This is a genomic window from Flavobacterium aurantiibacter (genome assembly GCF_002251775.1).
Taxonomy (GTDB): Bacteria; Bacteroidota; Bacteroidia; order Flavobacteriales; family Flavobacteriaceae; genus Flavobacterium; species Flavobacterium aurantiibacter.
On the sequence record NZ_NOXX01000224.1, the window covers coordinates 34,900 to 60,081 of the forward strand.

Below are 25,182 nucleotides of genomic sequence, written 5' to 3' on the forward strand. Positions count from 1 at the left end.
CCGTTTCAATCCCTTGCGCGAAGATCGTGCGTAAAAAAGCGAGTAGTTGTAAAAAATGCGAACGTTAGTAAAAAATACCTATAAGTAGGTAGTTTTGGGAGGAGGGGAGGGATTTTTTTTCAGACCAAATAATGTACAAGATTTCTATACGGGAATTACATCTCTTTATTCTGAGTAAGAGAACTACGAGATAGTATTTATTAAATATCTAAAACGCGTTCAGAATTGAAAAATATTCGTATTTACGAGAGATTATAGAAAAATCTGACTAACGTATTTTTGGAAAACTTTCGTATGTTTGAAAGCTCTACGTTTGATTAAAACCGAAAATTCTCTAAACAAAATCTTATCAAATGAAATTAGTAAGACCAGAAAAGTTAAATCTACTAACGCATAAAGAGCTCAATGAAGCTTGGGTTCAAAAAGTGATTGCAGAAGACCCAACTATTTTAGGACTTGGCGATTTGATTTTAAAAGATAAAGAAAGAATACACACAAAGGCTGGAAGACTTGATCTCTTGCTTCAAGATGCTGAAAGCAAAAGAAGATATGAAGTTGAAGTTCAGTTGGGGAAGGTTGACGAAAGTCATATAATTAGAACCATTGAATATTGGGACATTGAAAGAAAAAGATATCCACAATACGACCATTGTGCAGTAATTATCGCAGAAGATATAACAAGTAGGTTTTTGAATGTTATTAGCCTTTTTAACGGTTACATACCGTTAATTGCAATACAAATGTCTGCTTATCAGTTTTCAAAAGACGAAGTTTCTTTGATTTTTACAACTGTTTTAGACGAGGTAAATTTAGGATTAGTTGAAGAAGACGAAGAAACAAAAGAAGTTACCGACAGAACGTACTGGGAGACAGTTAAAGGAACCAAACAGACTGTTGCATTGGCTGACCAATTACTCGAAATTGTTAGAGAATTTAGTCCTCATTTAGATTTGAAGTACAACAAGTATTATATCGGACTTGCTAAAAATGGGCAACCAAATAATTTTGCGATTTTTCGAGCCAAAAAAAGTAGTATGTTGCTAGAAATAAGACTAAAACAATCACCTGAAATTCAGGACAAGCTTGATAACGCAAAACTTGACACAATGGATTACGAAAGTAAATGGGGTCGATATAGGATTCGGGTTGACAAAAATGATATTTCTAAAAACAAGGATTTGTTAAAAGAATTAATGATGCTTTCATACGGAATTGTGGCAGATGAATAAAAATGAAAAAAAATCAGCGCATAACAGCCGCAACCATCCCACAACCCCACTTAAAAACTACTTCTTCAAAATAATTACAAAAAGTATCCTGTTTCAACCCAATTTAAAGGAGTTTTTTAGTTCTGATTCATCGCTTCAAAATTTTTAATGCTGGCCAACAAGATTATAAGCTCTCAAAAGAAGTTTTTGATAGAAGCCATGTTCGTTTCTTGTTTTAGATACAATTTGGGCTACAGTGAATGGTTTTTTTTACCGTAATGCTCAAACATTTGCATTTTTTCACAAAGATCTTGGCGTGAAATTCTCTACCACTATTAGTCATATCACTCATCAGAATTTTTCAACCGTATAAATCAAAATATTACAAAAGGTCGTATCGAGCTATTGTATTTTTTTATATTTTTATCCTAACGTAGAAGTTACGAGTAGTGCTAATCGTATTTCGTTAAAACTTTCTCTATTAGTGTTTTTAACAGAACATCGATAAACTACGTAATCATCAAATTTTTATTTTAAATGAGTTTGAATTTGATAGCAACCCTCCAAACCACAACCGCATGAAATTACACCTCGCTCTGATACTCCTAGTTGTAAACGCTTTGGCTGTTGCGCAAATACAAGAACGGCCCGCCGATTTTAAGAAAATAAAGTTTGTTTACGAGACTAAATCAAATTATAAGATTGAAAACCAGCATGTTTATGCAGATACTGCCTTGTTTCGTGAGGATTTTCCGAATTTGAGATGGTTGGCACAACTAAAGCCAGACGGCGGTTTTGATTATTTTGTGCCCATTGCCAGTTTAAATGCGAAAGAGTTAACAAAACTAAAGGGTATTTTATACCATGAAAACCAGATGTATACCGGCGAGTACGATAAAGAAAAAGACAAAACGGTTTTTCAAGTAGTTAGAGACGATAAGGCTACAAAAAAGATATTCAACGAAGTTTTTCACGACACCTACCACTATTTCAGCTATAAAATAGTGATTAATTACAAGAAAGGTACTTACAACACCTATTTTCCGAGTGTTTCATATGAGAACAGTATAGGGGAGAATACATATAACGTCGTATTTCAAAACGATACTGTAGGCGTATTTAAAAAAACAATATTGAAAAAACCAGCAAAAGGCATCGTTGTGTTAAACAAAATACTAGATCCTAAAATTATGCCCGAGGAGCTTTTTTCTAATGCTGCTTATGGTGTTGAGGTCGTCAGAAATTTAGGAAGCACTACCGTTTTGAAATCGGTTGTGTATATCAATTGATTTTTTGAAAACGATACGCCGCGGCACGGATGGCAGTGGAAAGCTTTGCCCAAGGAAGCGCCGCGAAAACCCAAACGGCAAAGCGACAACGAGAGCTCTTGCCGTTTGGTGTTTTGAGCTGCGCTGGCTGGGCAAACTTGAAACGAACAGCCGGTTTGCCGCCCAAATAAAAATACAAATCCCGAAAATTAGTTTGATTTTGCGTTTCCTTACCTTCGCAGCATGATTTTTCAAATCAAAGCTTATCTGCATTTTTTGTATCGATCTAAAAATCGACACGGCGTACACTCGCCGTTTGTGTACCAGTTTGTGGAAAACTGCCTGAACGATTCGCGACCATACGAGGCGTACCAAACTTTTGAACAGCTCAACCAAAAATTGGCTGCCAATAAACAGCTCGTTCAAGTAACCGATTTTGGCGCACAATCGAAAACCCTGCATTCCAAACAACGACGCGTGTGCGATATGGCCGCTGTTGCTGGGATTACACCGTATCGACAGCGACTGTTGTTTCGCATGGCGCGCTATTTTGAGGTAAAAAACGCGCTCGAAATTGGAACCTCTGTCGGAAAAGCTTCAGTAGCCTTGGCAGAAGCAGGCGTAAACCTTCAAACCCTCGAAGGTTGTGCCCAAACGCAAGCCGTAGCCCAAGATGTACTTGCCGATTATTCGGATCGCATTCAGTTTACAAACGGTACCTTCGAAGCGATTCTCCCCACGATAAACGACCAAAAATTCGATTTAATTTTCTTTGACGGGAATCACCAATACGAACCCACGATTTCGTATTTCAATATGCTGTTGCAGACCGTTCATCACAAATCGGTTTGGATTTTCGACGACATTTACTACAGCACCCACATGCAACGCGCCTGGGAATACCTGCGCAAAAACCCCAACGTAAGCTTGTCTGTTGACACCTTTCGTTGGGGAATTTTATTTTTTGAGCCTCGGCCGCACAAAGAACATTTTGTTATTCGTACACCTTTCTTTTTCGATACGCTGATGTGAGTCAACTGTATTTTCAAAAACCGAGTTTACAATCCAGAGCAGGGTAGTGGTTGTACTACCTTATTCTTTGGCGTCGGCGTTTTCGTCGGATTTAGCTCCCATGCGTTCCCACTTGAAAGTTGGTCCGAATTTAAATTTCAAGGCGGCAATTTTCCGGTTGTCTTCCGAGGATAATCCTTCTTTTTCCACCTGATTTTTTTGGGTGTCTAGCGCTTCGTACATCATTTTTATTTTGTCGAAGTCTTCGCGGCTGTAGGTGTTTTTATTTCTGTTGAATTCAGCAACAAAATTTTGGTAAACACTCAAAATATTGTCTTTGTTTACCCAAGAGAAATCGAGGTTTTCGCCTACGTTAGCGTTTTTGAAATACGCGTCGCGAAGCAGTTTACTGCGATTTGTATTTCCGTCAGTTGGGTTTGCTGCTTCGTCTAAATCGGCTTCGATTTCGGCCAGAATTTCATTGTATTTCGATTTGGCAACATTGATGCGTTCGGTGGCTTCAACGCGATTTTCGTGGGTAATTAAAGTGCTGTCAACGCGACTTCCTTTGGCAGCAAATTCGTTTTCGATGGTTTTCCAGTTCGTTTTGATGTTGTCGAAACTTAATTTTGAGATCGAGTCGGCGTAATCTTCATATTCTTTAACGGCTATTTCAGCCTCTTTTTCGGTATTGCTTTTGCAACTTCCTAAAGTGATGGCGAGCACGGCCAAAAATCCTACGATAAATTTTTTCATAACTTGTTTATTTTATTTAGTAAAGGTATCTTGCTGCGATACAGCGAGCCTTATGCGATTCGAAACAACTGTTACGCAATTAGCACGCAGACAAACTGTAACAACTCATGCTATTTTGCTACTTACCCTAAAAAGAGATTTTGAAAGAATTAATTAAACTCAAGTCGATTAAACGAGATTTTGCGCTGGGCGCGGAAACGATTCGTGTTCTAAAAGGAATCGATTTAACGATAAATCAGGGTGAATATGTGGCACTAATGGGTCCGTCGGGTTCTGGGAAATCGACCTTGATGAACTTATTGGGTTGCCTGGATACGCCAACTTCGGGTTCGTATATTTTGAACGGACAAGACGTGAGCAAGATGCGCGACGACGAATTAGCGGAGATACGCAATAAAGAAATTGGTTTCGTATTTCAAACTTTTAACTTGTTGCCGCGAACTACAGCATTGGATAATGTGGCGCTTCCGATGATTTACGCCGGTTACGGAAAAGCCGAACGCAGCGCTCGTGCCAAAGAAGTGCTGGAACAAGTTAATCTCGGCGATCGGATGGATCACCAACCCAACCAGTTATCGGGCGGTCAGCGGCAACGTGTGGCTATTGCTCGTGCGTTGGTGAACAAGCCTTCGATTATCTTAGCCGACGAACCTACGGGAAACTTGGATTCTAAAACCAGCGTTGAAATCATGAAATTGTTTGGCGACATTCACCAAAACGGAAACACGGTTATTTTGGTAACGCATGAAGAAGACATTGCTGCTTACGCACACCGCGTGATTCGTTTGCGCGATGGTTTAATCGAATCAGATAATCAGAATCAATAAAATGAGAGTATATACAAAAACCGGCGACGGTGGAACTACAGCGCTTTTTGGCGGTACACGTGTTCCGAAAGACCATATTCGAATCGATAGTTATGGAACTGTTGATGAGTTGAATTCGTACATTGGTTTAATTCGCGATCAGGATATTTCAGAGATTCACAAACAAACGCTTATCGAAATTCAAGATCGTTTGTTTACGGTGGGCGCTATTTTAGCTACGCCACAGGAGAAAGAATTTTTGAAAAACGGCGAGCGTAGATTACAGAATTTGGGATTACTGCAAACAGACATCGATTTTCTCGAGAAGGAAATCGACCGTATGGAAGATAGTCTGGAACCAATGACGCATTTTGTGTTGCCAGGCGGCCATCAAACGGTGTCATTTTGTCATATTGCACGTTGCGTTTGTCGCAGAGCAGAACGTTTGGCAGTACATTTAGGACATGAAGAGCCGATTGAACCGATGGCAATTACGTATTTAAATCGTTTATCCGACTACCTCTTTGTTTTGGCACGGATGTTGACCAAGGAGCTAAACGCGGTTGAAGTGAAGTGGATTCCGAGAAAATAATCGTTTTTTCTTAAAATTATTTCGATAATAGCGCGTAAACACTATGTTCTTATCAAATTGAAATTAAAGTGTTTTTTACTTTGAAATTTTAGTAAAAAATATATTTTTGCATAAACCTAATTAGACAACAAAATGTACTGGACGTTAGAACTTGCTTCCTATTTGAGCGATGCTCCATGGCCGGCAACAAAAGACGAGTTGATTGACTATGCGATTCGTGCCGGAGCTCCGCTAGAGGTCGTAGAAAACCTACAATCAATAGAAGATGAAGGTGAAATCTATGAATCAATGGAGGAAATTTGGCCTGACTATCCGACCGACGAAGATTATCTTTGGAACGAGGATGAGTATTAAAAAGAAATCACTCAAAAGCATAAAAGTCTCTCAAGTAGAGGCTTTTTTTTTGCATAAATTTGCACACAATTTTTCAGCAACTAAAGAATCAAATATATGAGTCTTATCAGTAGTATTCTCAAGGTGTTCGTTGGCGACAAATCTCAAAAAGATATCAAAGCCATACAGCCTTACATCACTAAAATAAAGACATTCGAACCGGCTTTACAAGCTTTATCGAACGACGAACTGCGCGCCAAAACTGCCGCCTTCAAAGAAACCATCAAGGAAGGACGCAAAGCGCAAGACGAAAAAATTTCTAAACTGCTCCAAGAAATTGAGGCCGTTTCAGATATCGATCAGAAGGAATCGCTCTATCTAGAAATCGATCGTCTCGAGAAAGAAGCCTACGAAGCTACCGAGAAAGTGTTGCTTGCCATCCTTCCCGAAGCTTTTGCTGTGGTGAAAGAAACTGCACGCCGATTCAAAGAAAATACGTCGATTGAGGTTACCGCTACTGCGAAAGATCGCGAGTTAGCAGCCGTGAAACCATATATTACCCTCGAAGGAGATAAAGCCATTTACGCCAATTCGTGGAATGCAGCCGGTAAACAAATTACCTGGGACATGATTCACTACGATGTGCAGCTTATCGGCGGTGTTGCTTTGCACGAAGGTAAAGTTGCCGAAATGCAAACCGGTGAAGGTAAAACGTTGGTGGCAACCTTGCCGCTCTATTTGAATGCACTTCCCGGAAAAGGCGTACACTTGGTAACAGTAAACGACTACCTAGCCAAGCGCGATAGCTCGTGGAAAGCGCCTTTGTTCGAATTCCACGGACTAACTGTAGATTGTATCGATAACCACCAACCGAACTCCGACGGTCGTCGTAAAGCGTACGAAGCCGATATCACCTACGGAACGAACAACGAATTTGGTTTCGACTACCTACGCGACAACATGGCGCACACACCTGCCGAACTCGTACAGCGCAAGCACAATTACGCTATTGTCGATGAGGTTGACTCGGTATTGATCGACGATGCGCGTACGCCCTTGATCATTTCCGGTCCGGTTCCGCAAGGCGATCGTCACGAATTTAACGAGCTAAAACCAAAGGTGGAGCAGCTCGTTAACTTACAACGACAAATTTCAAACGGGTTCTTAGCCGAAGCGAAAAAACTCATCAAAGAAGGAAACACCAAAGACGGCGGTTTCAACTTACTTCGCGCACACCGCGCCATGCCTAAAAACAAGGCATTGATTAAGTTTTTGAGTGAAGACGGCGTAAAACAACTTTTGCAGAAAACGGAAAATCAATACATGCAAGACAACAATCGCGAAATGCACAAAGTGGACGAAGCTTTGTATTTTGTGATTGAAGAGAAGAATAATTCGGTTGAATTGACCGAAAGCGGCATCAAAGCACTTTCTGGCGATACCGATTCGGATTTCTTTGTGCTTCCAGACATGGGAACGGAAATCGCGAAAATCGAACAGGCAAAACTGCCTAAAGAAGCTGAAATTGAAGCGAAAGAAAAGCTTTTCAACGAATTTGCTCAGAAAAGTGAGCGCATTCACACCTTAACGCAGCTGTTGAAAGCCTACACTTTGTTTGAGAAAGATGTAGAATATGTGATCATCGATAATAAAATTTTGATTGTAGATGAGCAAACCGGTCGTATCATGGACGGTCGTCGTTACAGCGATGGTTTACACCAAGCGATCGAAGCTAAGGAAAACGTAAAAATCGAAGCAGCTACGCAAACTTTTGCAACCATTACCTTGCAAAACTACTTCCGTATGTACAGCAAACTGGCTGGTATGACAGGTACCGCCGTTACTGAAGCGGGCGAGCTTTTCGAAATCTATAAATTAGACGTGGTGGAAATTCCAACCAACCGTCCGATTGCACGTATCGATCACGAAGATTTGATTTATCGTTCGGTGCGCGAAAAATTCAATGCCGTAATCGAAGATGTAACGAAACTTTCCGAAGCAGGTCGTCCGGTACTTATTGGTACCACTTCCGTGGAAATTTCTGAATTATTGTCGCGAATGCTAAAAATGCGCGGCGTTAACCACAATGTATTGAACGCGAAAATGCACAAGCAGGAGGCGCAAATTGTGGAAGAAGCGGGTAAGCCAGGTGTGGTAACTATTGCTACAAACATGGCTGGTCGTGGTACCGACATTAAGTTAACTCCTGAGGTAAAAGCCGCTGGTGGTTTAGCGATTATAGGTACTGAACGTCACGATTCTAGACGAGTCGATCGTCAGTTACGCGGTCGTGCAGGTCGTCAGGGAGATGTCGGAAGTTCACAATTTTACGTATCGCTCGAAGATAACTTGATGCGTTTGTTTGGTTCGGATCGTGTGGCGAAAATCATGGATCGTATGGGATTGAAAGAAGGCGAAGTAATTCAGCATTCGATGATGACCAAATCGATTGAGCGTGCGCAGAAAAAAGTAGAAGAAAACAACTTTGGTGTTCGTAAACGGTTATTGGAGTACGACGACGTTATGAACGCACAACGCGAAGTGGTTTACAAACGCCGACGTCACGCTTTAGAAGGCGAGCGCTTGAAAGTGGATATCGCAAACATGATTTACGATACCTGCGAATTGTTGGTAGATCAAGCGAAAGCAGCAGGCGATTACAAGAATTTTGAATTCGAATTGTTCCGTTATTTCTCTATTGAATCGCCAGTAATTGAATCGGATTTCAACAAACAATCGGCCAACGATTTAACGAATACCGTTTATAAATCGGTTTTAGATTTTTATGAAGCGAAGACAGCGAACAGTGCCGAGCAGGCATTTCCGATTATTGCGGGCGTTTTCGAAAATGAAGGAAACAAGTTTGAGCGTATTGTTGTTCCGTTTACCGATGGAGTAAAAACGCTTAATGTGGTAACCGATTTAAAGAAAGCTTACGAATCGCGCGGTAAGCAGCTGATTACCGATTTCGAAAAGAACATTACCTTGGCGATTGTCGATGAAGCTTGGAAAAAGCACTTACGCAAAATGGATGAGCTGAAGCAATCGGTGCAATTGGCCGTTCACGAACAAAAAGATCCGTTGCTGATTTACAAATTCGAAGCGTTTAAGCTTTTCAGTAATATGTTGAATGGCGTGAATCGCGAGGTGATTTCGTTCTTGTTTAAAGGCGACTTACCCCAGCAAAATGCACCACAAATTCAGGAAGCACGCGAAGTAAAGCAGAAGGAAAATTACCAAACTTCGAAAGACGAAATTCCGAGTAGCGATCAGGCAGCAGCTCAGAATCGTGAATCAGCGCAAACCCAACCCAAACAAGTAACTGAAACGATAGTTCGGGAAACACCGAAAATCAATCGAAACGATACGGTTACCATTAAACACGTTTTGAGTGGGAAAACCGAAACGATGAAGTACAAAAAAGCCGAGTCGCTATTGCAATCCGGCGAATGGGTTTTAGCTTAATAAAAAGAAATCTGCTGTAAAAGGCAGATTTTTTTTTGGGCGCCCGGGCACGCTTTCGCCTTTACTCCTCGGCGAGTTCCGCTGCGCTACACCGCCTGTGGGGTATCGGCTTAATCGTTGGCGCGGCAATCGTTACCTACGTTTGGTCAAAAATCCGTACAATCGTTTTGGCGGATCATCTTAATATTTGATTAGGTATCAGCTGAAAACGTCGATAGTAACTTTGTAATGTGGTTTACATTATATAGAAAGTTGTAAACTAAAAGTTCGAATGTAATGCCAAGTAAATACAGTAAACAAAGTGAAGGATAGACAGCATTTATCCCGATTCATTTCAAAGATCTTTTAAATGAATGAAATCACTTTCATCGCAGCCTTACAAAGTGTTTGCGCGGTAAAATCCTAATAAAAAATACGCCGAACGAAAAATCCGTTCGGCGTTCCAACTAAAACAAAAAATCGGCAGACTAAAACTTATAGCCTGCACCAATGAAAATACCGCTGATAGCCACATCTCCTGTGCCTAACGAATATTTCGCGTTTACGTCGAACTCCTCCGAAATGTCGTACGACGCACCAAAGTCAACGTTAATTTTAAACTTTTCTTCTTCCAATTCGGTGAAGTAGTTTAAACTTGGTCCCGCCATTAAATGGAAACTATCCGCTAATTCATACTTTGCCAAATCGGTACGCTCAAAAAGTTGAAATCTTTGATTAGTACGTACATTAACTCGGGCTGTACAGCGAATTTTTCGGAAATACCAATAGAGGCAAATCCACCTAAGTAATAACCTGTTTCCGAACCGGTTACCTCACCTAATGGTCCAAGATCCACTTTTGTAGATGCCAAGTCGACACCCGCTTTAACACCAAATTTTGTTTCTTGCGCTTGTGTGGCGAAAGTTCCGGCAAGAGCTGCCAATACAAATAGTAATTTTCTCATAATTAAATGTTTTTAGTTATGAGTCAAAACTATTTAGTGAGCTAATCTTCTGAAATACTACAAATGACGTATTTTTCACTGCATGATCGTGCAGTGAATCAATGGAGTAAATTCCCTTGTGGGTAGCTACGCATCCGGAAAAATCTTACCTGGATTCAAAATCCCGTTTGGATCAAAGACATTTTTGATTCCACGCATTAAATCGAGGTGATGCGTCGGGAATTTTATGGGCATGTAATTTTTTTGCACATAACCAATGCCGTGTTCGCCCGAAAGTGTGCCACCTAGCGCCACTGTTAGTTCGAATATTTCGGTAATGCCTTTTGGAATATCTTCCTGCCACTGCTGTTCGCTGAGGTCGCCGCGAATAATGTTTACATGCAAGTTTCCGTCGCCGGCATGTCCGTAACAAACTGATTTAAAACCGTATTTCGCACCAATGCGTTTAATGCCTTGCAACAACTCGGGTAGGGCATAGCGCGGCACAACCGTATCTTCTTCTTTGTAGACCGAATTGGCTTTAACCGCTTCGGCTATGCTGCGTCGCATTTTCCAAAGTTGATTTTTCTGTTCGGTAGAATCGGCAAAAAGAATATCATCTATGTCGTAGGCTTCGAAAACACTGCACAATTTTTCGGCTTCTTCGAGCAGTTGGTCGAGGTTGTTGCCATCGAGTTCTACCAACAAATGTGCATTTACGTCTGGCGCTACTACAACATTCAGGTTGTCAACAAATTGCAGCGCCCAGTCGATGGCGTCGCGTTCCATGAATTCGAGCGCCGACGGAACAAATCCGGCTCGAAAAACGGCTGAAACCGCTTCGCAAGCTTCGGCTTCGTTGCGAAACGGTACGAGCATTAAAACGTTTTGCGTAGGAAAGGGCAGGAGTTTAAGCGTGGCTCGTGTAATTACAGCAAGCGTTCCTTCGCTGCCTACCAACAATTGCGTGAGGTTGTAGCCGGTAGCGTTCTTTAGCGTATTTGCGCCGGTTTCGATGATCGTTCCGTCGGCCAAAACCGCTTGTAAATTAAGTACGTAATCTTTGGTAACGCCGTATTTTAACGCACGCGCTCCACCCGCATTTTCGGCGATGTTGCCACCGATGAAACAACTGCCTTGACTGCTCGGATCGACCGGATAAAACAAGCCGTGTTGCGCCACCGCATCGCGCAGGGTTTGGGTAACGACAGCCGTTCCGGTGGTTACCTGCAAGTTTTTCAAATCGATTTCGTGAATTTGATTGAAACGTTCCATCGATAAACCAATGCCGCCTTTTACGGCTAATGCTCCGCCGCTTAATCCGGTGCGCCCGCCGATGGTAACTACGGGAATTTGATGCTGGTTTGCGATTTTTAAAACGGCCGACACTTGTTCAACGGTAGCTGGTTTGACCACAATATGCGGTGGAAACGACAGGTCTTCGGTTTCGTCGTGGCCGTAATGCAACAGCGTTTCGGTATCGCGATAGCAGTCGAGGTTTGGAATATTTTGAAGTTCGGAAAGAAACGAATCGGTAAGCATATTCTTTTGAAAACGATTTTTCGGTTACGGATTTTGCGTTAGGGACTGAAGCGGAAATCCTGTTTTGCGCTGCCGCTTAAGGCGCGAAACAGATTATAGCGAAAGGCCCGACCGCGAAGTTACGATTTTAGATGAAGCGATTTCGTTCTCGCGGGAACGCCCAAATAAAGTTGAAAATCGGTTATTTGGTTTCTTTGTTTTTCCGGAAATCGAAATTGAATATGGTATTGACAATCAAGCCGTTATTGTGTTGGTAAACGTCTTGATTGTTGATGTTTCTGCCAAACTGCACGATTTGGTTGAGGTAGCCGGCTTCGATTTTAAAATTAGACGTGAGGTTGCAGCCGAGTAGGAGTCCGAGGCGATTTTGATCGAAGACATTAGCGCCGATATTTTCGCCAAATCCGAGGAATATTTCGTCGTAAACCGCTAGATACGGTGTTTTCGGTTTCGGATTTTTAGCCAAAGGAATTTGCAGTCGAAACATGTAGCGCAGCCGATTCAAAAACAGGTATTCGTCTTCGGAAGTTGCTGCTGCCGAGTTGAACCGACCCACCCAGCGTTGCTCGAGCATGAAGCGGTGCGAGAGATCGATATTCCAAATTTTATCGGTTATCGTTGCCATTTGAAAGCTGCGGTGCTCGGTGAATGTTTTTCCGAAGCCGTTTAACGGAATATCGCCGTAAGCATAGGTTTCTATCCAAGCGTAGCCCAAGCGCAGTTGCAATTTCGGACTTGCTTGATAGTTTGCTCCTAGGCGAAGTAAACTTTGCTGCGGATTGGAAATGGTTTGATCGCGGCGCCATTGGTATTCGGTGTGTACGCTCCACTTGTTGGCCACTTTGAAGGTTCCGAAATAATTGTACCAGCCAATGTCGTTGCGATCGGTGATGCGTGTGGTTTGGGCGCTTATTCCTATTGAGAGAAAAGCAAAGAGCAACAGATAACGGAATTTTAACGGCATAGTTTTAGTAGTTAGTTGCCCGTAAAAGTACGTTATAAGCAGAAAAAGCTTATTTTCAATTCTCAAAAAAATGGAATTATGGATAGTAGCAAAACGACCAATTTGCTGAAGTTAGGCGTTGGATTAGTAGCAATTATTTTAATTACGGCTTGCCAGCAACGTGCAGTTTTATCGGATGCAAAAAACAACGAATCGAGCAGTTTATACAGTAAATGGCAGTTGATTGAATTAAATGGTAGCGCAGTAGAAGTGGCAGCCGGATTGAAAACGCCGGTGATTACCATAGAGAAAGCAGGTCGTATTTCGGGTAATGCCAGTTGCAATAATTTCTTTGGTTCGTTTGAAACAGACGGAAGTTTTCGTTTGAAGTTCAGCAAAATGGGAAGCACTATGATGGCTTGTAACGACATGAGTTTGGAACGCGAATTCCTGCAAAAATTAGAAGTTGTAGACAATTTTACGTTACGTGGCGACACGCTTTCGCTGAATAAAGCACGTATGGCTCCGCTGCCGCGTTTGGTTCGTGTGCGCTAAGTGTAGATACTTTTTTTACCGGCAAAAATGCGAGCCATAAGGCAAACCGGTAACGCAACCAAAAAGTACGGTATTCCAAATAGTTCTAGGCACATAACGGCACAGGTTATTGGTAAGGCTGCCGCTGCGCCAAATACTGCGACAAAACCCAGTGCAGCAACAAAACCGATGGGCAAACCAAGCGGTACGGCGAGAAAACTTCCTAACGTTGCTCCAATAAAAAACAGCGGGGTAACTTCGCCACCTTTAAATCCGGCTGCTAAGGTACTTGCGGTGAATAAAAGTTTCCAGCCAAATACAGTTCCGTCGGAGGGTTGTTGAAAAGCGCTTTCAATTTCGGGAATACCTAAGCCGAGATAGCGGTCGGTTTGTAATACAAAGGCAAGTGCAATAATTATGCAGCCACCAACAAAAGCTTGCAGCGGTTTTTTATCGGTAATTTTCTGAAATAGAAACGCTATTTTTTCTTGTAATTCGATGAACAAGCGCGCGGTAAATCCGAAGGCTAGGCAGCATGCAAGTAAAGCCAGGAATAAGCCAAAACTCCAATCGGGTAGCAGAGGTGTTTTGTACGTTGTGTGCGAAATAGGAAGCAACAAAGCCACAGTATTTGCCATAATCGAACAAAAGCACGCCGATGCCACCGCAAATGCGTTTATGCCTTTAGTTTTATCAACTTCGAAGGCAAAGACAAATCCGGCGAACGGAACGCCAAATACAGCGCTGAATCCGGCGGCTAGCGCGCAACGCAAAAAGATGCTTTGTTTTGTTGCATCGAATTGAAAAAGCTTACCGAGTGCTGCTTGCATTCCAGCGGCCATTTGTACTGCGGTTCCTTCGCGTCCGGCGCTGCCGCCACAGAGATGTGTCAGTAAAGTGGTCACAAAAATGAGCGGCGCTAAAAAGAAGTTCCAGTTTTGATTGCCGTTCTTTAAAGCAGCAACCACCATTTTTGTGCCGGCTTGATAGCTGGGCGCGAATTTTTGATAATACCACACCATAAAATAGCCCGCGAATGGAAGTCCGAATATAAGATACGGAACCTGTAAACGAAGATTAGTAACACCGTCTAAAACATACAGAAACACGCCCGAAATAAAACCTACGCTAACGGATAGAAGCAACAAGGCTCCAATCCAGCGAATTAGTTCGGCGGCAGACGCTATTTTAGGAAAGTTCGCGATTTTCAAGTGTTGATTTCTTGTTCGGCGGCTAAACTTTTTTGAAGAAATTCAGTGTCAAAGCTTAGTTTTTTTGCCAAAGGTGCGTTGGGAGCTATGGCACGCCAAAAAGGTGTGATTTCGCTCAATGGTGTTCCTGCTTGGTACTTTTCGTAGTTGAGTTCGGCCACAATTCGCAGGAAAATGCCTGTGGTCACCGGACAGGTATGTGTTGCACCGTGGGTGAGTGCAAGATCTTTCCGGATATCAGTCATAGATACCAAGGTTCCGGCTGGAATTTGTTCGATGTAATCGGCAAAAATTTTTGGAGTGGCAATAAGCATGAGTGCGTTTTCGGGAATGTCGGCAAAACGTTTGTCGATTCGTTTTACTTTAGGTTCCTTGCGTTGATCGAATTTCTGTTGCCAAGTTTTCGTTGCCATGAGTCGAATAGCTAATCTTGAATTTTAGTATCGTTTAATTTCGTCAGTATTTTGGCTTCTAAATCGTAAATCGCTTTGAGTTGTTCTTCGGCGATTAAGTCGATTTTCTGATGCAAACTTCTAATTTCGAGTTCGGATTTCAAATTTACTAAATAATCGTTTTCAGAACGCTGCCGATCTTTTTCCTCTTGTCGGTTCTGACTCATCATGATAATCGGCGCTTGCAAAGCAGCAATACACGACAAGATGAGATTCATCAATATAAACGGATACGGATCAAAGCGCTCAGACGTTAATGCCAAGCTGTTGAATAAAATCCATACGACCAGCAAAACAAAAAAGCTGATGATAAACGACCAGCTGCCGCCAAAACGTGCCACTTTATCAGAAATTTTCTGTCCCTGAGTCAGGTATTCGCGCGGTGGATGCAACAGATTTTCGGTAATTAATTGCTCTTCTTCCAGTGTTTTAGAAACAATTTCGCGTAATTTTCGCAGTTGGTCGACGGCAAAATCTTCGGCAGATTCAAATTCGGTTTGCATAACTTTTTAATTTAGTGTGACTCGGATATTTAGATAAATTAGTGCGGTTACGATAGCAAGCGTGAAGCTCAATAGCGTTCCGATAAGTATGTATTCGGTTAGTTTTATTTCTTTGTTTTCGCGCAAATCGCCAAAGCGAAAAATAGATTTCGCAGCAAGTAAAAAGCCAACGCCTTCCCACAAATTGCAAGTGATGAAAATGAAAATCAGCAAACGTTCCAGAATCCCAATGTAAAATCCGGCTTCTGCAAGTCCCGTTTTTGGCGCTTCGTACGGAAAAAACTGCATCAATTTCTTCATCACAACAGCCGAACAAAAGGTGGTAACCAAAACGGCGTTTGCAGCCAAAAGGGTTTGCGTACCGAAAATACGTTCCCAATCTATTTCGTATGTCTGATGATAGGCCACAAACAGCGCAAGAGCACCAAAGTGCAGTAACTGATCGATACTAAAAACAGCAATAGGGCTCAGCCGTTTTTTTAATACAGTTTTTGTGAACGCATCGATTACAAAATGACTGGCAGCCAGTACGATGCAGCTCAAAATAGTGTCTTTTGAAAATTGCGTCAACAGCAGCAATAAGAAGAAGTGAATGCCCGCGTGCAAGTAAAGCATAGGTGATTTTAACACGCGTTGTTCAATGTCGGCTGCCATACGAGACGACTGCAAAACAAAGTCGCCTAACAAATGGGCCAGCAGTATTTTTAGAGTTAAATCGAGCATGTTTCGAGCATTTTTTTGAACAAGCTAATGGCCTGAGTTATTTCGTGAAATCCGCCGCGTTTTAATGCTTTTGAAACACTGGTCTCGTGTTTTTGCAGCAGTGCCGACAAGGCTTTTTGCGATAAGTCGTTTTGTTTCAAAGCGTGATAAATCGTTGCAGCCGTTGCGGGTTTCCAGTTTTTTATCAAAATTCCGATAAAGCTACAAATTACGTTGAGCGTTTCATCGAATTCTTGGTTTTTAGTTTTAATGCGAAGGCGGTCGTTTTTGAGCATATCGAATGCCTTACCGGAAAAGATATGTGCCTCACTCATTTTCTTTGAAATAGATTTTTCCGACAATTCCGTGGTTCCCAAGCCAATTCCCATACGAACACCAACGCCCGATTCGGCGCTCAGCAAAGCCGAAAGTTGAATGGCCACTTCCAAACAGCTAGAAGCCAAAACCTGAATTTGAAAACTGTCGCCGCGCGAAATAGCGTATTCGTGAGCGGGTTCGGCATTTTCTTGCAGAAATTTCTCGAGCAAAGGTTGCCAACGGTTTGGCTCTACGCTTCTTGAAGCAATAATGTCGCCTGTGATCACTGCATACATAGCAAAGTATTATTTATTCAAAAATACAAAAAATAGGTTTATTTACGCCAATTTCTGAAAATAGGTTTATTTGCGCCAATTTTTAAGAATAGGTTTATTTACGCCAATTCTTTAAATTGAGTGGAATGAAGACGTTTTTTAATGCCGATTGCACAAAGCATTTACATGTATTCGGAACGGGATGTTGCAGTACCTAGTCAAGAATTACGAGCGCCCTTTCACACCCAAATTAAAAGTACTCTACCGTTTTTGCACAAATGCCGACGATGCCAAGGCTTTGTGTATCTTTGCAGCCGTTAAAAATACTATGGAATTTAATCTGCTACATACCGACCCGCATTCGCGTGCGCGCGCCGGAAAAATTACTACAGATCACGGAATTATCGAAACGCCAATCTTTATGCCCGTAGGAACGGTAGCGTCTGTAAAAGGCGTTCACCAACGCGAATTGCGCGAAGAAATTAATCCAGACATCATCCTCGGAAATACGTATCACCTGTATTTGCGTCCGCAGCTCGATATTTTAGAGCGGGCAGGAGGTTTGCATAAGTTCATGAATTGGGACCGAAACATACTTACCGATTCGGGCGGTTATCAAGTATATTCGCTTTCGGCCAATCGAAAAATAAAAGAAGAAGGCGTTAAGTTTAAGTCGCATATCGATGGTTCCTACCACTTTTTCACACCCGAAAATGTGATGGAAATTCAGCGCACCATCGGAGCCGATATCATCATGGCGTTCGACGAATGTACGCCGTATCCGTGCGATTACCGCTATGCACAGCGTTCTATGCATATGACGCACCGCTGGCTCGATCGCTGTATCGCACATTTGGAAAAAGTTCCGTACAAATACGGCTATTCGCAAGCATTTTTTCCGATTGTTCAAGGAAGTACGTACAAGGATTTACGCCGACAATCAGCCGAATACATTGCAAATTCCAACCAAGTAGGTAACGCCATCGGAGGCTTATCTGTGGGCGAACCCGCCGAAGAAATGTACGCAATGACCGAGGTCGTAACCGAGATTCTGCCACAAGATAAACCGCGTTACTTGATGGGAGTAGGTACGCCAATCAATATTTTGGAGAATATTGCGTTGGGAATTGATATGTTCGACTGTGTGATGCCTACACGAAACGCCCGAAACGGCATGTTGTTTACGGCAAACGGCACCATTAACATCAAGAATAAAAAGTGGGAAGCCGATTTTTCACCTTTAGATGAAAACGGAACAACCTTTGTAGATCACGAATACTCGAAAGCGTATTTGCGCCATTTATTTGCAGCGAACGAGTATCTCGGCAAACAAATTGCAACCATTCACAACCTTGGGTTTTACATGTGGTTGGTGCGCGAAGCACGCAAACAAATTCTTGCAGGCACTTTCGCCGAATGGAAAAATAAGATGGTAAAACAAATGAACCAGCGTTTGTAATATGCAAAAACTAAAGATGGGGAAGTTAACGATAATCGATAAGTACATCCTGAACCGGTATTTGGCTACCTTTTCGGTGATGCTGATGCTTTTTATTCCCATCGGAATTACGATCGACGTTGCCGAAAAGGTCAATCGAATGATGGAAAACAAAATACCTTTCGGTAAAATTGCACTCTATTACCTCGATTTTACAATTTATTTCGCCAACCTACTTTTCCCGATTTTCCTATTCCTTTCCGTAATTTGGTTTACCTCGAAGTTGGCTAACAACACCGAAATCATTGCCATACTGAGCAGCGGAATATCGTTTACCCGATTTTTACGCCCCTATATTTTTGGTGCCACCATCGTTTCTTTGTTTTCGTTGTTAATGGGAATTTTTATTGTTCCAAAAGCCAGCGAAGGATTTAATAATTTTCGATATAACTATCTGAAAGGCAGTAGCGGAAAAGCGCAAATTCGAAAAAACAGCAACGTATTTCGACAAGTTAATAAAACCGATTTCATTCACGTTGGTACTTTTAATCACGATGCCAAAATGGCGTTCAACTTTTCGTACGAGAAGTTCGATGCCAACAACAAAATGGTGTTTAAAATCAATGCCGACCGTATTAAATACAATCCGATTAAGAAGAACTTTTCGCTGTACGGATACAAAAAACGCACCATCGGACCGCTGTCGGATAAGTTAGAGTCGAAACCCAAAATGGATACGATTTTTCAATTCGATTTAGAAGATTTAACGCCTACCGTTTACGTGGCCGAAACCTTGAGTTTACACGAGTTGAGCAGTTTTATCGACAAGGAGCGAAACCGCGGTTCGAGCAACATCAGTTCGTATTTGGTGGTGTATTACAAGAAATTCAGTATTCCGGTTTCGGCGTTTATACTAACCATAATTGCGGTGGCGGTTTCGTCTATGAAGCGTCGCGGCGGTATGGGAATTAACTTGGCTATCGGTATAGCTTTGGCATTTACGTATATCTTCTTCGATAAAATTTTTGGAGTTTTGGCCGAAAAATCGAGCATTCCGCCTTTGTTGGCCGTGTGGACACCAAACGTACTTTTCGGTACTTTAGCGATTTACCTGCTTCGCAATGCTAAACGATAAAACCGGCGCACATCTTAAAATGCACCTCATAGTTTTTATATGGGGTTTTACTGCTGTTTTGGGCGATTTAATCAGCATACAAGAATACCGTTTGGTGTGGTTTCGCATGGGTTTAGCTACAGTTTTTTTGTATTTGTGGCAACGCAGTCGGAAGGTAAATTTGGCCATTTCTCGGGCGTTGTTACTCAAAACGGCGGGCGTAGGTTTGCTAATTGCCTTGCATTGGATTTTCTTCTTCAAAGCCATTAAAATTTCGAATGTTTCCATAACCTTGGCGGTATTTTCAACGGGTTCGTTCTTTGCGGCCTTGCTAGAGCCCTTCTTTTTCAAGCGTAAAATGCTGTGGTACGAAGTGTTTTTTGGATTGATAATCGTCGCCGGACTCAGTTTTATCATACAAGTCGAGGTGCAGTATCTCGAAGGAGCTATTTGTGCGTTGTTTTCGCTAATTATGGGCGTTTTATTTACCTTGTGTAACGGAAAATTAACTCGCAACAATCCCGCTTCTATTTTAACGGTGTACGAATTTTTCGCCGGATTTCTAGCCGTGAGTGTGTACTTGTTGGCAACGGGCGAAGTTAGGGCCGAGTTACTTCAACTTTCCGGCAGCGATTGGTTTTACATGCTCATCTTGGCGAGTATTTGCACGGCCTATGCGTTTACGGCATCGGTCGACATCATGAAAAAGCTTTCGCCCTATACGGTTATGCTTACCACCAATCTCGAACCTGTGTACGGCATCTTTTTAGCGTACTTCATCTTAGGCGACAGTGAGCAAATGAGTCTTGGTTTTTACATCGGCGCCGCGGTAATTTTAGCCACGGTATTGCTAAACGGCTACATCAAATCACGATCGAGGGTTAGTAGCTAATCCGGCTGTTCGCTATAGTCCGCAAAAAATCCGGTTTGTTCAATCGGTTTGCGCGCGGTTTCTTGGGTCACCACGCTCTAACCGTTTCACAATACCGTATTTTTCTTACGGGCTGCCGCTGCCATCCGGGCTAGGGCATACGTTACCAAAAAATCGTGAAAAAATACCTATAAGTAGGTAGTTTTGGGAGGTGGGAATCCCGTAATTTAGCGATTTACGAATTTGATAAGTAGGACAAGAGGCGAAACAAGTACCCAATTTAACATAGACAAAATGCGTGTAGGTTTATTGATGTAACGTGTTGTTATTAAATAATTGATGTGTGTTTTTGAAAATTGAGAAAAGGAGGGGAGTTCGCCGATTGTTGAGTTAGCAGAAAATTTTGAACACGATTTGAGAATTCAATCAAAGGTCGGAAAAGCCGAAACAGCGACCTTAAAAACTGAAAGTAGGTTAATATTAATCATCTTTTTCAAATGAGGACAAAATTGACAATGGTATTATTTCTAACTTTTATATTTCAAAATTGTTCAAAAATAATTGTTACAACTCCTAAATGTGACGGTGAGAATGTTTCAGAAACAGTAATCGATTTGATTTATGAAGTTGATAATATTGAAAATAACATTAGCGAACAAGAAGAAGTACTTAATAGTTTAGATTCAACATATAATGTTGAAATCAATAGAGACACGATTAATTCATATAAAGAAGAGCTTGAGGAACGCTACAAAAATATAAGAAATAGAGAAGAAGGATACTTAAAAAATTATCAGAATGAGCTTGAGAATATTAGACGAGCAAAACTGACAAACATTGTTACTTTAGAAAAAAATGATGAATATAAAACTTGTGATTGCGAAGCAAAAGTTTTACTTCCAAATCAGAATATTTCAACTCAAACTTATAATTACAGGATAAAGACAGACTCAGAAGGAAAACAAATAGTTGAAGTTTACAAATAAATCTTCTGCTAACAGCGGTTTGGCGCAATAGTTAGTATCTATTCCGCCGGAAACAAAACGGTTTGCTCAAAATCTTTCATCACGCACAATATTTTTACTAAATTTACCGCTACTGACGCCAATCCGCTGCACGTTACCTGCTACGTTATGACGACCGCACAGAACGACACGTTTTGACCGACTGACATCCGACATTTGCAGAACTAACGGGAAAGCTGAAAACCGAACAGAGTAAGCATAAACAAAATCAAAAAGTATATGAATATTTTACAAATCAAAAGTGGTAAAATTGAAATCCGCAAGGACAACGGTTCTTTAGTTAGGACAATCGGAAATGGTGACGCAGTTTCCGCAGATTTTAATTCTGACCAGTCATTAGTCGCAATCACAACTGTAAAAGGAAAGGTTGAAATTCGTAAAGAAAATGGTTCTTTAGTTCGAACCATTGGTAACGGAGATGCAACGAATGCAAGATGGCACGGTTCAGACATTGCTATTACAACGACAAAAGGGAAAACCGAATTGAGAAAAGAAAATGACTCACTAATCAGAACTTTATAATTAAAAATCATAATTCAAAGGTGGCGAAGCTACCTTTGATATTTTTAATCTGAAAAATATTTAATGAAAGCATCTACAACTATAAAGCAAATGTTGGCAGGTAACAAAATTTTTGTGCCGACATATCAAAGAGCATATTCTTGGGACACGGAACTTGAAAAAGCAAAGTCGCCAAAACAGACAAATGTGTTTTTGTCTGACTTGGAAGACTACAATAAAAGTTCTACCCTATCAAAATACTATTTCGGACACTTTCTATTTGAAGAAAAAGACGAGAAAAAGTTTGGAATAATTGACGGACAACAACGAATGACGACAATCGTCATTTTCTTATCAGCATTATTCAGCAGACTAAAACAAATCAGACCTTTAAACGAAACCGAACAGGAAACATTTGAAGACATCATTAAACGAAACTCAACTTATCGTTTTGAAACAGTTGATTATGACGACAGATTTTTCAAAGATTGCGTAATTGACCAAAGCAAAAAAGACAGAAATGGAATAAAAACCGTTTCCGCAAAACGTATTGCAATTGCATTTGACTTTTTTACTTCTCAACTTGCCGATAAAGACGAAACATATCTATTGAAAATGTTGGACACTGTTCAAAACGCATCTTGCACAACACATCCAGTAAAAGACGCATCGGAAGCAATTCAGATGTTTATTTTCCAAAACAACAGAGGTAAAAAGCCTTCAAATTTGGAAATTATCAAGGCTCAATTTATGTTCAACGTTCATCTTTATGGTGGCGAAGAAAAAGAAAGTCTGATAAAAGAAATCAAAGACCGATTTGAAGAAATTTACAAATCAATTTCATCAATCGAATACAGAATTAACGAAGATGATGTTTTAGTTTACACACTTCGTGTTCACTTCAATTCACTTTGGGAAACAAACGCAATCGACAAAATAAATAAGTTGTTATCGGAAGCAAACCCAATTCCTTTTATCAAATCGTTTACTCAATCGCTTGCTATAAGTTTTGAGCATCTAACAACATTTTTCAGCAAAGACGAAAGAGAAAATTTAGAAATTCATTCGCTTGTAACACTTGGCGGAATTGGTATTGCAATGCCATTCATTATCAAGGCATACAAATTTGGTTTACCAATAAATCAAATTAGTTTGCTTTGTAGTAAGTTGGAAACAATGGTTTTGCGACACAGACTAATCGGAACAAGAGCCGAAATTACATCACGACTAAATGACGTTTATCAAAAATTCACTTCGGAAAATCCTGACATCACACCAATAAATGTAAGAATTGATTGGATGAAAACTACACAAGATTGGTGGTGGTCATATTGGGGAAACAAAGAATTAGAGCGTTCAATTCAAGGAGGAATAAATCATACAACCGCAAAATATTTACTTTGGAAATACGAAAACCATTTGGAAAGACAAGGCAAAAGTGGTTACACGGCAACTCGTTTTGACAAAATCGTTAGTCCAGAATTAGAACATATTGCACCACAAACTGAAAATCCAGAAACAGGTTATGACAGTTATGATGAGGAATTTGTAAATCAATATATCAATTGTTTAGGTAATTATTTGTTGCTTTCTAAATCACATAATTGTTCTGTTGGTAATAAACCATTTGCCGACAAACTCAATAGTTACAATCATTTGAAACAACAACGAGAAATACAAAAAATGACGGCTGAAAGTGCAACTTGGACGAAAGAACTTATACAGCAACGTAAAGACAAAATTGTTAAATTCGTAATAGAAAATGTATAACCGAAAAAAACACAGCAGGTAACAGCCGTAGCTGTTGCACAACCTCTTTTAAAAAGTAAAAATCATAAATCTGAACAGAAAAAGACCTCTTTAGAAGCGATTCTAGAGCGGCTTATTTTTTAGTTCAAGTTGTAATTGGCAAATTTTAGAGGGGTTAAAAAAAGAGTAATTGAAGGAGGACATAATATAGCACCAGATGTTATTGAAAGAAGATATAAAGCTGGAATAAAAAATCTTTTTCTTCTTTATTCTAACAAAGTTGATTCTTTGCTTATATTCGATAACTCAAAGCCTGAATCAGAATTGATCGCAGAAAAAGAAATTGAAAACGAAAGTTTCACAATACATAATTCTCAAAAGTTCAACAAATTAAAAACAATTTCCGATGAGCAATAATGAGAGAGAAATTCTAAAGGAAAAAATTAAAAGAGCAATAAAAATTTCTTCTCAGAAACTGATTGAGAAAAAGAAAGCTCTAGGTCAAAAGCTTGTAATCAGCGAAGAAGGGAAAATTAGAGTAATTGAGCCATAAATAAAAAAGGGCAGCTGCCAACGGCCGTAACCTTTGCACATCCCCAACCCAAAACCAAATCTTCAAAATATCTACCAAAACCGCTCTTTCTTAAATCGATTTAAAGCGCTTGAGTTTGCTTCCACGACCCGAGCGAAGCGAACAGTGCGTTGCAAAAAACAGTTATCTTAGTAGGGAAATATTCGTTTCGCTTTATCGCCAAAGTAGGCTATTGGAGGAACGTTAGCAATAATTGCGACGCACAGCACAAGACCGGAAATATTTTGTAAATTCGTGCAACTAGAAATAGAAAACATGACAGCAATTCAACTAAAAAAACTATTAGTGCATAGAATATCCGAGATTAACGATGTTTCATTTCTTAAGGCTATTAAAACAATTCTTGACTCAAAAACAGACGCAGAAGTGCTAAAGTTAACCGAAGACCAAAGACAAGAAATTATGCAATCAAAGAAAGAAATACAGGAAGGTTTATCTATGGACCATGAAACGCTAGACAAGAAGGTTGCCAAATGGGCAAGCGCAAAATAATTTAGTCAAGAAATGTAACTAATAAACTCCTTGACATTATGGAGTTCTATGCTCAAAGAAATAAAAGCAAGACCTATTCTCTTAAACTATACAAAAAACTAATTAAAGAAATTTTAATTCTAAAAAAACAACCTGAAATCGGAATTAAGACAGAAATAGAACCTGTTCGTGGATTATTCATTGAAAACTTCATAGTATTCTATGAATTTAACCAAAACCAAATTATAATTCACACACTGTGGGACAACAGACAAAACCCAGACAACCTAAAAATAAAATAGCAACTACCGCTAACACGGATAACGCACCCAAAACATAAAATTCCGATCTCGTTTAAGCTCGTTTAAGCGAGGTTTATTTTTTTGGTTAAGTACTCTTCTTAGAAAAACGTTTTGTTGTGCACTCACCTCGCAGCAGGGAATGACGCGGAAATGCCGTGAAGCGCGTGCCTATTTTTGGTGTGGCTTGTCGTGCGACTGCAAGAAGCGCCGCGAAGCTGCTACCAAAAACGGCGGGAGCAAGCGCCATTGCAGCAAAATGCCCGACCCGCCGCAACCCG

Annotated in this window: 29 protein-coding genes and 1 pseudogene; 19 read left to right on the forward strand and 11 right to left on the reverse strand. The window is 40.8% G+C overall.

All coding sequences use genetic code 11. The features are described from left to right. Positions 1 to 353 precede the first annotated feature (353 nt). The 4 genes from CHX27_RS14080 (at position 354) to CHX27_RS14095 (ending at position 3,508) form a co-directional block, all read left to right on the forward strand. Positions 354 to 1,229: a DUF5655 domain-containing protein gene (locus CHX27_RS14080; RefSeq protein WP_094487398.1), complete on the forward strand. Its 876-nt coding sequence runs from the start codon at positions 354 to 356 to the stop codon at positions 1,227 to 1,229. 557 nt (positions 1,230 to 1,786) lie between these two features. Further along, on the forward strand, positions 1,787 to 2,497 hold the full coding sequence (locus CHX27_RS14085; RefSeq protein WP_094487399.1) for a hypothetical protein: 711 nt from the start codon (positions 1,787 to 1,789) through the stop codon (positions 2,495 to 2,497). A gap of 4 nt (positions 2,498 to 2,501) precedes the next feature. After that, positions 2,502 to 2,723 carry a hypothetical protein gene (locus tag CHX27_RS15370; RefSeq protein ID WP_133063485.1) on the forward strand — a complete coding sequence of 74 codons (222 nt, stop codon included), beginning with the start codon at positions 2,502 to 2,504 and terminating at the stop codon, positions 2,721 to 2,723. After that, complete coding sequence (locus tag CHX27_RS14095; RefSeq protein ID WP_094487401.1) at positions 2,720 to 3,508, forward strand: O-methyltransferase; 789 nt, start codon at positions 2,720 to 2,722, stop codon at positions 3,506 to 3,508. The genes CHX27_RS15370 and CHX27_RS14095 overlap by 4 nt, the downstream gene beginning before the upstream one ends. Positions 3,509 to 3,568: 60 nt before the next feature. Here CHX27_RS14095 and CHX27_RS14100 read toward each other — a convergent pair whose 3' ends face one another. Further along, the gene (locus CHX27_RS14100; RefSeq protein WP_094487402.1) at positions 3,569 to 4,243 is read right to left on the reverse strand and encodes a hypothetical protein; all 675 of its coding nucleotides are present in this window, start codon (positions 4,241 to 4,243) and stop codon (positions 3,569 to 3,571) included. Positions 4,244 to 4,380: 137 nt separating this feature from the next. Between CHX27_RS14100 and CHX27_RS14105 the strand changes: the two genes are divergently transcribed. From CHX27_RS14105 to secA, 4 genes are all read left to right on the forward strand, one after another. Continuing rightward, positions 4,381 to 5,070, forward strand: a complete 690-nt coding sequence (locus tag CHX27_RS14105; protein WP_094487403.1) for an ABC transporter ATP-binding protein — start codon at positions 4,381 to 4,383, stop codon at positions 5,068 to 5,070. 1 nt (position 5,071) lies between these two features. After that, positions 5,072 to 5,641, forward strand: coding sequence for a cob(I)yrinic acid a,c-diamide adenosyltransferase (locus CHX27_RS14110; protein ID WP_094487404.1), 570 nt, complete (start codon positions 5,072 to 5,074; stop codon positions 5,639 to 5,641). Between the two features lie 132 nt (positions 5,642 to 5,773). Beyond that, positions 5,774 to 5,995 (forward strand): DUF2795 domain-containing protein, encoded by a 222-nt coding sequence (locus tag CHX27_RS14115; RefSeq protein WP_022828503.1) that lies wholly within the window; start codon positions 5,774 to 5,776, stop codon positions 5,993 to 5,995. Positions 5,996 to 6,091: 96 nt separating this feature from the next. Further along, positions 6,092 to 9,439: a preprotein translocase subunit SecA gene (secA, locus tag CHX27_RS14120; RefSeq protein ID WP_094487405.1), complete on the forward strand. Its 3,348-nt coding sequence runs from the start codon at positions 6,092 to 6,094 to the stop codon at positions 9,437 to 9,439. A 467-nt stretch (positions 9,440 to 9,906) separates the two neighbouring features. Here secA and CHX27_RS14125 read toward each other — a convergent pair whose 3' ends face one another. The 4 genes from CHX27_RS14125 to CHX27_RS14140 all read right to left on the reverse strand — a co-directional run bounded on the left by CHX27_RS14125 (position 9,907) and on the right by CHX27_RS14140 (position 12,867). Further along, entirely contained in the window at positions 9,907 to 10,122 is a 216-nt protein-coding gene (locus tag CHX27_RS14125) for a hypothetical protein (protein ID WP_207758967.1), read from the reverse strand. Beyond that, complete coding sequence (locus tag CHX27_RS14130) at positions 10,104 to 10,382, reverse strand: hypothetical protein (RefSeq protein ID WP_094487407.1); 279 nt, start codon at positions 10,380 to 10,382, stop codon at positions 10,104 to 10,106. The genes CHX27_RS14125 and CHX27_RS14130 overlap by 19 nt, the downstream gene beginning before the upstream one ends. A 126-nt stretch (positions 10,383 to 10,508) precedes the next feature. Further along, a complete protein-coding gene (locus tag CHX27_RS14135; protein ID WP_094487408.1) occupies positions 10,509 to 11,903 on the reverse strand; it encodes an FAD-binding oxidoreductase in 1,395 nt (464 codons plus the stop codon). A gap of 181 nt (positions 11,904 to 12,084) precedes the next feature. Continuing rightward, positions 12,085 to 12,867: a DUF2490 domain-containing protein gene (locus CHX27_RS14140; protein WP_165764526.1), complete on the reverse strand. Its 783-nt coding sequence runs from the start codon at positions 12,865 to 12,867 to the stop codon at positions 12,085 to 12,087. 78 nt (positions 12,868 to 12,945) lie between these two features. Between CHX27_RS14140 and CHX27_RS14145 the strand changes: the two genes are divergently transcribed. Beyond that, positions 12,946 to 13,401 carry an META domain-containing protein gene (locus CHX27_RS14145; RefSeq protein ID WP_133063486.1) on the forward strand — a complete coding sequence of 152 codons (456 nt, stop codon included), beginning with the start codon at positions 12,946 to 12,948 and terminating at the stop codon, positions 13,399 to 13,401. On the opposite strand, the gene CHX27_RS14150 is transcribed toward CHX27_RS14145, so the two are convergent. Genes CHX27_RS14150 through CHX27_RS14170 form a run of 5 tightly spaced genes read right to left on the reverse strand, consistent with a single transcriptional unit; the run spans position 13,398 to position 16,862 of the window. After that, complete coding sequence (locus CHX27_RS14150; protein WP_094487410.1) at positions 13,398 to 14,591, reverse strand: chloride channel protein; 1,194 nt, start codon at positions 14,589 to 14,591, stop codon at positions 13,398 to 13,400. The genes CHX27_RS14145 and CHX27_RS14150 overlap by 4 nt on opposite strands. Beyond that, the gene (locus tag CHX27_RS14155; protein ID WP_094487411.1) at positions 14,588 to 15,004 is read right to left on the reverse strand and encodes a hypothetical protein; all 417 of its coding nucleotides are present in this window, start codon (positions 15,002 to 15,004) and stop codon (positions 14,588 to 14,590) included. The genes CHX27_RS14150 and CHX27_RS14155 overlap by 4 nt, the downstream gene beginning before the upstream one ends. A gap of 11 nt (positions 15,005 to 15,015) precedes the next feature. After that, positions 15,016 to 15,546, reverse strand: a complete 531-nt coding sequence (locus tag CHX27_RS15850; protein WP_094487412.1) for a DUF1003 domain-containing protein — start codon at positions 15,544 to 15,546, stop codon at positions 15,016 to 15,018. 6 nt (positions 15,547 to 15,552) lie between these two features. Beyond that, entirely contained in the window at positions 15,553 to 16,269 is a 717-nt protein-coding gene (locus CHX27_RS14165) for a DUF3307 domain-containing protein (RefSeq protein ID WP_094487413.1), read from the reverse strand. Beyond that, positions 16,257 to 16,862 (reverse strand): SatD family protein, encoded by a 606-nt coding sequence (locus CHX27_RS14170; RefSeq protein WP_094487414.1) that lies wholly within the window; start codon positions 16,860 to 16,862, stop codon positions 16,257 to 16,259. Before CHX27_RS14170 ends, CHX27_RS14165 begins: the two co-directional genes overlap by 13 nt. A gap of 307 nt (positions 16,863 to 17,169) precedes the next feature. On the opposite strand from CHX27_RS14170, the gene tgt reads away from it, so the two are divergent. The 10 genes and pseudogenes from tgt to CHX27_RS15975 form a co-directional block, all read left to right on the forward strand. After that, the gene (gene tgt / locus CHX27_RS14175; protein WP_094487423.1) at positions 17,170 to 18,300 is read left to right on the forward strand and encodes a tRNA guanosine(34) transglycosylase Tgt; all 1,131 of its coding nucleotides are present in this window, start codon (positions 17,170 to 17,172) and stop codon (positions 18,298 to 18,300) included. 16 nt (positions 18,301 to 18,316) lie between these two features. Then, positions 18,317 to 19,414, forward strand: a complete 1,098-nt coding sequence (locus CHX27_RS14180) for an LptF/LptG family permease (protein ID WP_094487424.1) — start codon at positions 18,317 to 18,319, stop codon at positions 19,412 to 19,414. Next, entirely contained in the window at positions 19,401 to 20,285 is an 885-nt protein-coding gene (locus CHX27_RS14185) for a DMT family transporter (RefSeq protein WP_094487415.1), read from the forward strand. Before CHX27_RS14180 ends, CHX27_RS14185 begins: the two co-directional genes overlap by 14 nt. A gap of 494 nt (positions 20,286 to 20,779) precedes the next feature. After that, on the forward strand, positions 20,780 to 21,250 hold the full coding sequence (locus tag CHX27_RS14190) for a hypothetical protein (RefSeq protein ID WP_094487416.1): 471 nt from the start codon (positions 20,780 to 20,782) through the stop codon (positions 21,248 to 21,250). A 258-nt stretch (positions 21,251 to 21,508) separates the two neighbouring features. Further along, on the forward strand, positions 21,509 to 21,811 hold the full coding sequence (locus tag CHX27_RS14195) for a hypothetical protein (protein WP_094487417.1): 303 nt from the start codon (positions 21,509 to 21,511) through the stop codon (positions 21,809 to 21,811). Positions 21,812 to 21,874: 63 nt separating this feature from the next. After that, entirely contained in the window at positions 21,875 to 23,560 is a 1,686-nt protein-coding gene (locus CHX27_RS14200; protein ID WP_094487418.1) for a DUF262 domain-containing protein, read from the forward strand. A gap of 135 nt (positions 23,561 to 23,695) precedes the next feature. After that, a complete protein-coding gene (locus tag CHX27_RS14205) occupies positions 23,696 to 23,956 on the forward strand; it encodes a hypothetical protein (protein ID WP_094487419.1) in 261 nt (86 codons plus the stop codon). After that, entirely contained in the window at positions 23,946 to 24,092 is a 147-nt protein-coding gene (locus CHX27_RS15605; RefSeq protein ID WP_165764527.1) for a hypothetical protein, read from the forward strand. The genes CHX27_RS14205 and CHX27_RS15605 overlap by 11 nt, the downstream gene beginning before the upstream one ends. A gap of 294 nt (positions 24,093 to 24,386) precedes the next feature. Then, positions 24,387 to 24,623, forward strand: a complete 237-nt coding sequence (locus CHX27_RS14210) for a hypothetical protein (protein WP_094487420.1) — start codon at positions 24,387 to 24,389, stop codon at positions 24,621 to 24,623. 26 nt (positions 24,624 to 24,649) lie between these two features. Further along, a pseudogene (locus tag CHX27_RS15975) lies at positions 24,650 to 24,904 on the forward strand (type II toxin-antitoxin system RelE/ParE family toxin); the annotation flags it as partial. Positions 24,905 to 24,989: 85 nt separating this feature from the next. Here CHX27_RS15975 and CHX27_RS15740 read toward each other — a convergent pair. Beyond that, on the reverse strand, positions 24,990 to 25,182 hold a 193-nt coding region (locus tag CHX27_RS15740), incomplete at its 5' end, for a hypothetical protein (protein WP_207758968.1).